General features: G+C 42.6%; 9 protein-coding genes and 1 tRNA gene. 5 read left to right on the forward strand and 5 right to left on the reverse strand.

Going from position 1 to position 11,990, the window contains the following annotated elements; genetic code table 11:
* Positions 1–574 precede the first annotated feature (574 nt).
* The 3 genes from KXQ82_RS09905 (at position 575) to KXQ82_RS09915 (ending at position 5,197) form a co-directional block, all read left to right on the forward strand.
* On the forward strand, positions 575–1,330 hold the full coding sequence (locus tag KXQ82_RS09905; RefSeq protein ID WP_219488088.1) for a hypothetical protein: 756 nt from the start codon (positions 575–577) through the stop codon (positions 1,328–1,330).
* Between the two features lie 132 nt (positions 1,331–1,462).
* Positions 1,463–2,905: a DUF2971 domain-containing protein gene (locus KXQ82_RS09910; RefSeq protein ID WP_219488089.1), complete on the forward strand. Its 1,443-nt coding sequence runs from the start codon at positions 1,463–1,465 to the stop codon at positions 2,903–2,905.
* 702 nt (positions 2,906–3,607) lie between these two features.
* Positions 3,608–5,197, forward strand: a complete 1,590-nt coding sequence (locus KXQ82_RS09915) for a TROVE domain-containing protein (RefSeq protein ID WP_219488090.1) — start codon at positions 3,608–3,610, stop codon at positions 5,195–5,197.
* Between the two features lie 787 nt (positions 5,198–5,984).
* Here the strand turns inward: KXQ82_RS09915 and KXQ82_RS09920 are convergent.
* The 3 genes from KXQ82_RS09920 to metG all read right to left on the reverse strand — a co-directional run bounded on the left by KXQ82_RS09920 (position 5,985) and on the right by metG (position 8,526).
* The gene (locus tag KXQ82_RS09920; protein ID WP_219488091.1) at positions 5,985–6,143 is read right to left on the reverse strand and encodes a hypothetical protein; all 159 of its coding nucleotides are present in this window, start codon (positions 6,141–6,143) and stop codon (positions 5,985–5,987) included.
* Between the two features lie 105 nt (positions 6,144–6,248).
* A tRNA-Arg gene (locus tag KXQ82_RS09925) sits at positions 6,249–6,320 on the reverse strand.
* Between the two features lie 139 nt (positions 6,321–6,459).
* Positions 6,460–8,526, reverse strand: a complete 2,067-nt coding sequence (gene metG, locus KXQ82_RS09930; RefSeq protein WP_219488092.1) for a methionine--tRNA ligase — start codon at positions 8,524–8,526, stop codon at positions 6,460–6,462.
* Between the two features lie 169 nt (positions 8,527–8,695).
* Between metG and KXQ82_RS09935 the strand changes: the two genes are divergently transcribed.
* A complete protein-coding gene (locus KXQ82_RS09935) occupies positions 8,696–9,601 on the forward strand; it encodes a S66 peptidase family protein (protein ID WP_219488093.1) in 906 nt (301 codons plus the stop codon).
* 1 nt (position 9,602) lies between these two features.
* Positions 9,603–10,010, forward strand: coding sequence for a DoxX family protein (locus KXQ82_RS09940; RefSeq protein ID WP_219488094.1), 408 nt, complete (start codon positions 9,603–9,605; stop codon positions 10,008–10,010).
* 63 nt (positions 10,011–10,073) lie between these two features.
* Here the strand turns inward: KXQ82_RS09940 and KXQ82_RS09945 are convergent, their stop codons facing one another.
* Both KXQ82_RS09945 and KXQ82_RS09950 read right to left on the reverse strand, forming a co-directional pair.
* Positions 10,074–10,511: a hypothetical protein gene (locus KXQ82_RS09945; protein ID WP_219488095.1), complete on the reverse strand. Its 438-nt coding sequence runs from the start codon at positions 10,509–10,511 to the stop codon at positions 10,074–10,076.
* Between the two features lie 11 nt (positions 10,512–10,522).
* On the reverse strand, positions 10,523–11,989 hold the full coding sequence (locus KXQ82_RS09950) for a SusD/RagB family nutrient-binding outer membrane lipoprotein (RefSeq protein ID WP_219488096.1): 1,467 nt from the start codon (positions 11,987–11,989) through the stop codon (positions 10,523–10,525).
* Between the last annotated feature and the right edge of the window lies 1 nt (position 11,990).

Below are 11,990 nucleotides of genomic sequence, written 5' to 3' on the forward strand. Positions count from 1 at the left end.
CGAAGCGTGGCAATCACTGAGACAGGCGGCAAAGCGACATGGGTAACCAACGCGGGTCATGCCGTCCCGACTTAAGTTGAGATCGGCACCCCATCAGAAGGATAACCAGGCGACAGGTAAACCCAACGACAGCACCAATGAAGTAATGAACCAACAAGAAATTGCCGTTTTCATAATACAACACCCATATTTTATAGAAAATCTTGGGTATTCTTGGGTGTTTTTAAAGAGAAATTGGGTGCGCTATTGCCATTTTGATAATTCCACACCCATAAGCCGCCGACCGGCGACATGGGTATTTATGGGTATAATTAAAAAACAAAACTTGGTCCATCATGTCATTTCGAACGACTGTAAGGAGGAGAAAACTTCTCAAAGCGAGTGCCTACGGCCGGTCAGGTTGAAGAAGTTTTCTCCCTCTGGTCGAAATGACAGGGGGTAAAGGTGGATATATTTTAAAATGCTTCTACTCCCCAAAACGCTCTCGCAGCTTTCGATACAATATCGTGAAAATTGGGGGGAAATGGAAGCCCTCGGCAGATAATTATAAAATTATACATAATATTACATACAGATGGAAACGCCTAAACTCAATGACTTTTTATTACTACTGGAGGTGTTTCATTTGGGTCTAAGCAAAGGTATCATACAAAAAGATGAGGTGATACAATGGGCCGACGATATCATAACAAACACCGATGAACCTGATTACCTTTTTATTGAAATATCGTTAGGTAACAATGCGAATCACCTTATCGAGATAATCAACGAATATGTTACCCCATCAAACGATCCTATTTGCTATAGGGTGCTTTTGGCTCTTATATATCACCGATACCCTATCTTCAATTTTGAAGAAGCAGAAAAAGTAGCTACTACCGTCGGCAATTTATCATCATGGAATACACTAACCTCGTTTGAAAATAATACGATCTACGTTTTTGAGGATTATGTGATGTATTATTTACCTAATGAAAACCAACTTCAGGAAGAGCTGATAAATTTCCTGAGTCTCTATGAGGCATTTACCCTCGAAAATCATGAACAATGGGCCGACATCAACCTACAGGTGCTGGAACTATTAAAGGCAGAAGAAATAAAAGTCAACAGAGTTAACGAGTCGAATAGAAAAAAATGGACAAGAAAAGCAAGGAAGGAAAACCTAAAACAATTTGCAATCAAATTGACGGTTTTTTTAATCGTTGGCCTTTTTGTAATCGTTCTTGTATTCAAAGATGGCGGTAATGGTAACTTCCCGACTTATTATTTTTTGTTGATATATTTTATAGCAAGGATGGGTTACAGTTGGTGGCGCCGGAAAGCAGAATAAAACATTGAAGCACACGCGGCACGTATGAGCAAGCGAAGAGACAGAAAATTGAATTTTACAATTAAAGACCTAGATGATACAGCTAAGATAGAACAAATCAAAGTCAAATGACATCAAACCAAAGCCTAACACATGAATGAAATTTACCGATTCCGACGGATTGAGAATCTGTTGGGGCAACACCAAGAATTAGTTAAACAAGAAATATATTTTGCGTCACCCGAACAATTAAATGACCCCATGGAAGGGTATCGTGATATTTTTTGGAAAGGTGATCAGATCGTTTGGGAAAACTTTTTGATTAACTATTTACGTTGTGTAAGTCATGTGTTCTTTTTGTACTTATTGTTGGGTGAATCAAAAAAGCTTACAGTAGACGATTTACCTCTTCATCCGTATGGTTATGGAAACGAAACGCCCCAAAGTTTGAGTCTTTTTGAAAAAATCAAAGTAGTTTTTTTCAAAAATAAATTTATTAAGACATTACCTGACGCTCTTACAGGACGCACATCTCCAATTCGAAGGCGTGAGCTTCTTCCTTATCTTTCCTTTGTTCAACACTACGCTATAAATGCAGTTTCTGACCAGTATTTTCAAGCGGGCCTTAGTACAACACGTTTGTTTTATCATGATTTACCGGAAATGGATAAATATCTTTCAAAGAGCCATTTATTGGCTAAGTTGACTAATCGACTTGAAAAAAAGCTTGTTGGTGTTACTAATTCTGCCGATATTATTTTCTCAATGGCTGACCAAGTTCGCAAACAACATTCGCTTGCGGTGAAGTATAATGACACAACCTCAGAGCACCTGAACTCTAACGCATATTTTTTGACTGTTGAGCTGCCCGATAGCTTTTTGGATAAGCTCGAAAAGATAATGTTCTCTGATTGGTATTCGGCGTCTTTTCTCGGAAATTGTACTAACTCAGCAATTTGGGGACACTATGCTGATAATCATCGTGGGGTTTGTTTGATATTTTCGCCTGATTATATTGAAGAACAAATGACACTAAACCTTACAAAATCTCACGGACATAATTATGATGAACCACTAAGTGGTTTACAACAGCATTATTTTCAAAAGATTGGCTATCATAATAAACACGTAGCGGTTGACTTTTTTAGATCACTAGGTAAAGCGCCTTTGTATACACTAAATCATCTTTGGTATAAAAATAGTTTAGGTAAGACAAGCGTTTGCGCCACCGATGTTAACACCGATAAATGGCGTGAAGAATATTGGGCAACTGCGAAAAAGGCATATTCTGTCAAGCTTGAAGAATGGGCTTATGAGGAAGAGTATCGCTTGGTTCTGAATGATATTCTTTACGAATACAACGATCCTGTAAAGCGAAAATTGACATACGACTTTCAACAATTAAAAGGCGTTATTTTTGGAATGAAAACACCAGTCGCAGATAAACAACAAATAATCAAAATCATCCGTGAGAAATGCAAAGCTCAGAAGCGAGAGCAATTTGAGTTTTACGAAGCCTATTATAATCAATCAACTGGAAAAATAGATAAATTTAAGTTAAATATGTTCGATAAAATTCCGACTAAATCATTTTAAGGTTATTTTTTTCCTGCTCCCGCAAGCGTCCTCGCTTGTGGGATACTTGATATATCACCACAAGCAGGACAGTAGTAAAAATTCAAATATTATCTAAACATTTAATACTTCGGCCGAGACAAAAGTAGTAATTTTGACTACTCCATTTTTCTCATAGCAGAAGCATTTCTTTTCCCGGTCATACCATGTTTTGTAGCCATGTCGTTCCTGGCAATCTTCACAACAACAATCGTCTTGCGGTACTACACAATGGCAGCTGATCAATGTTTTACCATTCTTGTTGTAAACTCATACTCTTTTAGGTTCCCAATTTTCAAATTTGTTAGTTTCCATATTCTTAATTTTTTTAAGATGGTAACTTACAAATTGCTGGTTAACAGGTATAACTATGCAAATTTTTAAAGTAAACGAAAACTTTGGGGTAAATGATGGGGCTCGAACCCCGGTGTGCGGAAGAAGGGACTCGGCACTAAAGAGGGTTGTACCCAGCGCCGGAGTCGAACCGTTACATATGTACTCAGGGCGGGAATCGAACTTGTCCTTCTTTAGGTGCAATTCCGCTTACTAAACGGTTATTTTTCAGGAAATCCATGTAAAAATAAAAAATATCTTAAACTTTTTTTAAATATTACCCACCTGCGCAAATACACTGCGCAGTACCTCCCAATCTTTGTATCAACAAAACAAAAAAGGAGGTTCACAATGAAATTCAACCTGTTAAGCAAATTAAAAAACCAGACAACTAACCACGAGGGTGCAAAGACCTTTGTGTTATCGCCCGAGATGGAGCTGTACACCGCGGTGGTTACCTGGAGCTTAAACGATTCCTTTTACGAGAAGAACGAGGTGTGTTTGGCACGTCTGCAGGTATTAATTGCAGCCTGTAACCCTGCGTTTGTGGGCAAGCTGGCGGTGTATGTGCGCACCAAAATGTATATGCGTTCGGTACCGCTGGTGCTGGTAACCGAATTGGCTAAGCTGCACTCGGGCGACGATCTGGTCGCCCGGGTAACCGAAGGCGTGGTTAACCGTGCCGACGAGATCACCGAGCTGCTGGCCTGCTACGAAATGCTCAACCAGCGTACCGGCACCAAAAAGCTGAACCGCTTAAGCAAGCAATTGCAAAAAGGTTTGCAGGCTGCGTTCAACCGTTTCGACGAGTACCAGTTTGCCAAGTACAACCACGATACCGCCATCAAACTGCGCGACGCGTTGTTCCTGGTGCACCCACGTGCTAAAGACGATGCACAGCAGGCCCTGTTCAACAAAATAGTGGCCGGTACCCTGCAAACCCCTTACACCTGGGAAACTGAACTATCTGCCCTAGGCCAGGCCGGTTTCGACAGCGAGGAAGCAAAAGCCGCGGCCTTTAAAGCCAAATGGGAAGAACTGGTAGACAGCGGCAAGCTGGGCTATATGGCCCTGCTGCGTAACCTGCGTAACATACAGGAGGCGGGCGTAAGCTACACCCACTTCCAAAAAGTATGCGCCCGTTTAGCCGATGCCGATGAAGTGGCAAAGGCAAAGCAGTTCCCGTTCCGTTACCTGGCCGCCTACCGCGAGCTGATCGCTGAGCCATCGGTAAAAACATCCGCCATAAGCGTGTACAAACAAGTGAGCGCGTTGTTTAAAGGCCAAAACAAAGGCTACACCGGCGAACTGTTGGACGCTTTGGAAAAAGCCGTACAGGCCGCTGCCGCCAACATCAAAGGTTTCGGTTACGAAACCCGCGTGTTACTGGCTTGCGACGTATCGGGCTCGATGCAGACACCGGTATCGGCCAAAAGCAAAATACTGCTGTACGACGTGGGCCTGATGCTGGCCATGCTGCTGCAAAGCCGCTGCAAGAACGTTGAGGTAGGTATGTTTGGTGATACCTGGAAAACCATAGCGGTGCCACGCGCCAACATACTTGGCAACGTGCAGGAGTTCTACCGCCGCGAGGGCGAAGTAGGCTACAGCACCAACGGCCACCTGGTGATACAGGATATACTATCCCGTAAGGTGATCATGGATAAAGTATTCCTCTTCACCGATTGCCAGTTGTGGAACAGCGCTGCCGATGGCTCGAAACTGCATATCCAGTACTACTGGGAGCGTTACAAGCGCCAGGTTGCCCCACAGGCCAAACTCTATTTGTTTGACTTGAAGGGTTACGGCCAGTCGCCACTCACACTGTTGCAAAACGATGTGTACCTGGTAGCCGGCTGGAGCGATAAAGTTTTCGACGTATTAGCCGCGTTGGAAGCCGGAGGCTCGGCACTGGATGCTATCAACCAGATAGAATTGTAAAACCGGTATGGGGTGGCTAATGCCCCATACTTTTAAAAAGAAATTAAAACATAAGGATGCCGTAGAAACGGGTTACTTCGCGCTCACAAGGGGAAGGGCAGTGTCGCAACAGTGATGCTGGTGGTTCGAGTCCGCATGCGTATCCCCGTCCCGCGTTCGCCTGTTGCTCCTTATTTCATACGCCTTAGCTTTAGCGACGGCGTAAAAACATAAAAGAAGGTGTCGTAAATAAGTCTTACTTCGGTTGTTAACCCCCAGGTCGCCGGTTCGAGTCCGGCCATAGATTTAGATTAATGTAGCTCAGATGGATCAGAGCAGGGGAAGAAAGATTGGCTTATTGCTTTTTACCCTTCTTTTAAAAATTATTAAAAATATAAAGATGCCGTAAATGCGGGTTACTTCGCCCAAACTGAAATGCTGTGGTCAGTGCAGTGCAAACTGTATAAGGTTCAATTCCTTACAAAATTTCCCGCGTTGCCTGTTGCTCTCTACCTTGTACGCCTTAGCTTTAGCGACGGTGTAAAAAAACAAAAAGAAGGTGCCGTAAATAAGCCTTACTTCTACCCGGTCCTGTTGGCGGGCATAGCTACGCGCAGGTAATGAATGGCTTATTGATTTTAGCCCTTCTTTTTAACGAAATTGAAAATATAAAGATGCCGTAAGTGTGTGATACTTCGCCCGGTGAAACCGCGAAAGCGGGCAGGTTCGAATCCTGACAGGCACACGCTGCTTGTTGCTCTTTATAAACATAAAAGAAGATGCCGTAAACCAGGCGTTACTTCGACTGTTAATCGCTAATCAAACGCGGGTTAATGTTGCTCTTCTTTTTAATGGTATTGATGAAAGATGCCGTAGGCAGGTGATACTTCGCTGGTTGAAAACGTGTAGCAATACATGAAGCCAGGTTCGAATCCTGATATGCACTTGCCGATAGTTGCTCTTCCATTTCAAATAATAATCATGAAAGGCACTTTAGTGTCCGATATTTATCCAAATTAAAATAAAAAATCCTGTAAGTGCTTGACTAACAGGATTTATTTAATTTAAAAAGTGGTCCCGACGAGAATCGAACTCATATCTAGAGTTTAGGAAACTCCTATTCTATCCGTTGAACTACGGGACCTTTTATTCAATGTGCAAATGTAGAAATAATGTGCAAATGTGCGTATGTGTATAGGTGCAAATTTTAAATCTATCTGCATACGTCCAAATTTGTATTTTTCAACGCGGAAAAGCATTTACACATCTACTCATTTGCACATTTACCGTACTACTGATCCATTGGGCATCCACACCGATGGTGTAACAAAACTAAGTTTACCTTCGGCATTCTCGGCCATCAATATCATCCCTTGCGATAGGATGCCTTTAATTTCGCGGGGCTCAAGGTTTACCAGGATGCTTACCTGCTGGCCAATGATGCCTTCGGGTTCGTAATGTTCGGCTATGCCCGATACTACGGTGCGCTGGTCGATACCGGTATCTATGGTCAGTTTCATCAGCTTTTTGGTTTTGGCTACCTTTTCGGCGGTCAGGATGGTACCTATACGCACATCCATGGCGGCAAACTGGTCGAAACTGATGTTTTCCTTTGCAGGGATAACAGGCGCATCGGCAACTACTGCCGGGCCTTCTATCGCTAACTTTTTGTCGATGAGCTTTTGAATCTGGCGTTCTATTAACTCGTCCTCTACCTTCTCGAACAGTAATGAAGCCGGATTCAATTGATGTCCGTTTGCAAATATCATTTCCTCATCAAAGGCAACAGTATCTTTTTCCCGGTTCAGCATGCCGAATATCTTTTTAGCGGTATTAGGTAAAAAGGGCTGCATACAAGTGGCTACATGACCTATCAATATCAAACAATTATGCAGGGCCAGCTTTGCTTCGGCAGGATACTCTTTAATGGTTTTCCATGGCTCCTTCTCCGTAAGGTAACGGTTGCCTAAGCGGGCAATCTCCATCATGGTTTGCTGCGCTGAGCGGAACTTATAACCTTCAAAATTACGCTCCATTTCATCATACAACCTGCCTAATTCGGTGTTCAGGTTATCGTCCTGCAAAGTAATGGTGGCGCTGTCGCTTTCTATTTTTCCATCGTAAAACTTGTGCATCAATATCATCACCCGGTTTACAAAGTTACCCAGTATGGCCACCAACTCGTTATTTACTCGAGCCTGGTAATCTTTCCAGGTAAACTCGCTGTCGGCGCTTTCTGGTGCTATGGCGGTAAGGTAATAACGCAGCTCGTCAACTTTGCCTGGCAGATCCTCAAGGTACTCGTGCATCTCTATGCTCCAACCACGGCTGGTGCTCATCTTATCGCCCTCCAGATTCATAAACTCGTTGGCGGGCACGTTATCAGGCAATATATAATTGCCGTGTGCCTTCAGCATCACCGGGAACACAATGCAATGGAACACAATATTGTCTTTACCAATAAAATGAACCAGCTTGCTTTCTTTATCCTGCCAGTATGGTTTCCAGTCTTTATTATTATTAATGGCCCATTGTTTAGTGGCCGATATATAGCCTATAGGTGCATCAAACCAAACATACAACACCTTGCCATCCGCGCCTTGTACGGGTACTTTTATGCCCCAATCCAGATCGCGCGTTACGGCGCGGGGATGCAGGCCGCCGTCAATCCAGCTTTTGCACTGGCCGTAAACGGTGCTGCGCCAATCGTGCGCATGGCCCTGTAATATCCATTCCTTTAGCCAATCCTCGTACTTATTCAAAGGTAAATACCAGTGTTTGGTTGGCTTTAAAACGGGTTTATTACCACTCAGGGTCGATCGTGGATTGATCAGTTCTTCCGGACTTAAGCTTGTTCCGCATTTTTCGCACTGGTCGCCGTAGGCGTTCTCGTTACCACAGTTGGGGCAGGTACCCATAATGTAGCGGTCGGCTAAAAATGCTGAAGCATGCTCATCGTAATACTGTTCGTTTTCCTTTTCAACAAAAATGTTTTTATCGTTCAGGTTGGTAAAAAAGTCCTGCGCGGTTTCATGGTGCAACTGCGAACTGGTGCGGTGGTAAATATCAAACGATATTCCTATTTCAGCAAAACATTTTTCAATCAGGGCATGGTATTTATCTACTATTTCGCGGGGCGTGGTATGCTCCTTCATAGCTTGGTTGGCAATGGCGGTACCGTGCTCATCGCTTCCACAAACAAAAACCACATCGCGCTTTTGCAGGCGCAGGTAGCGGGCATATAAATCAGCAGGGATATAGGCTCCCGCAAGGTGGCCAATATGTTTTGGACCATTTGCATACGGCAGTGCGGCCGTAATGGTGTAACGTTTATATTTTTGTGGTTCCAATTATTAAGCGGTATTGTTTTGAGGGGCAAAGATAGTGTTTTGATTTCGGATGTGATTTTGATTTCGAATTTCGAATGTTCAATTTCGAATTTAGTTTGATTCTCAATATTTTGATTTGACAGGCAGAAATCCGAAATTGAAAATCCGAAATTCGAAATAAATAACAAAAATGACAGGCAAGAATCATCCACCCTACCTTAAACCCGGCGACAAGATCGCAATAACATGCCCGGCAAAAAAATTGCCTAAACCGATGACGGATGCTGTTGCATTGTTAGAGTCGTGGGGGCTGGAGGTTGTGTTGGGCGAAACGGTAACAGCATCATTTCACCAATTTGCAGGTGATGATGCTTTGCGTGCCCGCGATATGCAGCGTTTTCTGGATGACAATAGCATTAAAGCCATTTTTGCCGCGCGTGGCGGCTATGGTACTATCCGTATTATTGATGATCTTGATTTTACTGATTTTGCTAAGAATCCAAAGTGGCTCGTTGGCTTTAGTGATATTACCGTTTTACATAGCCACATTTGGGCAAATCACGCGCTACAAAGCATTCACGGACAAATGCCCATAACTATTCCCGACGCATCGGCAACATCGCTTAAAACGCTTAAAAACGCTTTGTTTGGTGAGAATATTGAATACGATTTCAGATCACATAGTGAGAACAGACCGGGCGAGGCTGAAGGTATTTTAATTGGCGGTAATCTATCTTTGCTTATCGCGATGCTGGGCTCGGCATCTGATTTTAGTTACGATAACAAGATCTTATTTATTGAAGATGTTGGCGAGTACCTGTACAGTACCGATCGTATGCTGCGCACCTTAAAACGTGCGGGTAAATTAACTAACCTTGCGGGATTGATGGTTGGCGGTTTTACCGAGGTGAAGGATAACGACATCCCTTTCGGGCAAACCATACAACAAATTGTAATGGAGGTGGTAAAAGATTATAATTACCCCGTATGCTTTGATTTCCCCGCAGGGCATATACCCGATAACCGGGCATTAATATTAGGTCGCGATTTGCATTTTAAAGTAGAAACTCATTATACACACGCTAAATATATTTAACATGGCACTATTTGCGCAATTAGGAAAATACAGAAATACCGGCCTGCTGTTTATGCGGGTTGGCCTTGGGGTAATGTTTGTTTTACACGGTTATCCCAAATTGTTAGGCGGGCCCGAAAAATGGGAAGCCATAGGCAGCGCTACAAAATATGCAGGCATACACTTTTTGCCAAAAGCATGGGGTTTTTTGGCCGCCTGTACCGAAACCTTTGGTGGCTTTTTACTGGTACTGGGCCTGGCATTCCGCCCGGTGTGTTTCTTACTTTTAATTAATATGATAGTTGCCACCTTAATGCATTTTGGCACCGGTGGCGGCATTGAGCAGGCCGCGCATGCCATTGAAGATGGCGTTGTATTTTTAGGCTTGTTATTTATTGGCCCTGGTAGTTATAGTGTAGATAAGAAATAAAGCTGTCTTTAACAAAAAAGGGATGCCAAAATTGGCATCCCTTTTTAATTGACGAATAATTATTTAATTGAATTTTACAACTGCTACCTGATTAGCTGCAACATTATCCTGCCCAATGGTCATTGCTGTACCATCTGCTTTGGTGGCTTTCACAATTGTTAGGTTTACGTTGCCTGTAGTTGTACCTGTTGCAGGGCGGGTAACAACAGCGTTCACACTTAAAGTTTCCTTTGGTAAAACAACAGTTTGGTTTGTTGCCGTAACAATACCACTTAAGTTATAAGTGATGGTAACAGCTTGTTCAAGTACATCGCGCACGTTAATATTAACATTCCCTGTGTTTGTGCCAGCTGCAACGCTAACGCTTTTACTTGTTAAGGTTACATACGGAGGTATGCTATTGCTAAAATCATAGTTATCGCCGGGGGATGCTTTTTTGCATGATTGAAAACCTATACCGGTGACCAAGGCAAATAGTATATATAAAGTTATTTTTTTCATAATCGTATAGTTTAAAGATCAAACCATTGTTTAGTGTAATATTTAATTACGGTTTTAGGAGCGAATGGATTTACCGAAATCTCGTTTGTAATAGGATACTCATATCTCCTAAACAAGCCGTTTGCCGGTGCACCTGTAGGTATTTGTAAGTTTGGCACTTCGCTACCTTCAGGGCCTGATCTTCTCCATTCTGTAAAGGCTTCTAATGGCCTGTCCATCAGATCTATCCAGTGTTGGTAATGAATATTTGCAACCGGTGTAACGGTAAAAGCAGGTAAACCCGTAGTTGAGAATGTATTTGCAGTAGTTGCATCTACACCATAAAACTTACACGATTCGGCTACAGCTTGCTTATATAAAGCGGCCGCAGTAACTAAATTTACCGGAACACCTAAGCCTCTTGCATATATTTCAGCTTCATAAAATAATTCATCCTGGTAATCATATATGGTTTCGGGCTCTGTAGCAGTATGTAAACTTGCAGATATTCTTGGGTTTAATGTATCATCGCCGTCATCACCTTGTGTAATACCTACATAGTGTGTTGCGCCTGCAGGTTTATCAAACAGTTTAGGCAAACGGGGATCGTTAACCGGATCTAACACATCTGTAATGTATTTTGAAGCAAAAAAGAAGCTGATACCGCCATTATATTGCAGGTTGATTGCATATTTAGGATTGTTCTTTTGAGTAACATTTTGGAAAGGTATCTTAAAATTATCAGCTGCAGAACTAATCAAACCACCCGCTGTAAGCATTGCGCCAATTTGTGTGGCCTTAGTAGGGTCTTTATCAACTAATACCATTAAGGTACGCAATTTAAGCGAGGTAGCCAACCTTTTCCATTTTGCGATGTCTCCTCCATAAAACGGATCATCAATTGCAGCAATACCTCCTATTTTTAACGGGCTTGACGTATCAAATTGAGCAATTGCATCATTCAAAGTAGCAACTACACCCTCCAGCACGGTTTGTTGCGAATCAAAGTGCGGATAGCTGATAAGCGGGTTGATCGCCTCTGTATAAGGTACATCACCATACATTGTAGTAGCATCATAAAAAGCCAGGGCTAATAACACCTTACATTGTGCAGCAGCGTTATTGTTTTTAGGCGATGCTGATTCTGCAAGGCTAATGGCTTGTCTTAAATTTCCACCCATGGTAGTATATAAAGATCTCCATGAGTTACCTGTACTAAATGTTGATATAACATATTCCCCGGCATCAGGTATGCCCCAGCCTGTTGGATTATTTCCGCCATCGCTAACGGTTTGTCCGGCTAAAGCGAAAGGTATCCAATAGTCGCCGCTGGCACGTAAATCAACATACGTAGTTGCAGCATATGCAAATAACAATTTAGGATCGACAGCTTCTGCCGAGTTTGGATTTTTATTGATATCCAAATATTTTTTGCAGGATGTTAGGCTTAAACTTAGCGTTATAACACCTAAAAATGCATATATAAATTTCTTTTTCATG

This window comes from Mucilaginibacter rivuli (assembly GCF_019391655.1).
Lineage (GTDB): Bacteria > Bacteroidota > Bacteroidia > Sphingobacteriales > Sphingobacteriaceae > Mucilaginibacter > Mucilaginibacter rivuli.

Bases quoted from the DNA above. Each gene is read 5' to 3' on its own strand.
- KXQ82_RS09910 (WP_219488089.1), top strand. From the start codon at position 1,463: ATGAATGAAATTTACCGATTCCGACGGATTGAGAATCTGTTGGGGCAA.
- KXQ82_RS09950 (WP_219488096.1), bottom strand. From the start codon at position 11,989: ATGAAAAAGAAATTTATATATGCATTTTTAGGTGTTATAACGCTAAGT.
- KXQ82_RS09905 (WP_219488088.1), top strand. From the start codon at position 575: ATGGAAACGCCTAAACTCAATGACTTTTTATTACTACTGGAGGTGTTT.
- KXQ82_RS09920 (WP_219488091.1), bottom strand. From the start codon at position 6,143: ATGGAAGAGCAACTATCGGCAAGTGCATATCAGGATTCGAACCTGGCT.
- KXQ82_RS09935 (WP_219488093.1), top strand. From the start codon at position 8,696: ATGACAGGCAAGAATCATCCACCCTACCTTAAACCCGGCGACAAGATC.
- KXQ82_RS09945 (WP_219488095.1), bottom strand. From the start codon at position 10,511: ATGAAAAAAATAACTTTATATATACTATTTGCCTTGGTCACCGGTATA.
- KXQ82_RS09915 (WP_219488090.1), top strand. From the start codon at position 3,608: ATGAAATTCAACCTGTTAAGCAAATTAAAAAACCAGACAACTAACCAC.
- KXQ82_RS09940 (WP_219488094.1), top strand. From the start codon at position 9,603: ATGGCACTATTTGCGCAATTAGGAAAATACAGAAATACCGGCCTGCTG.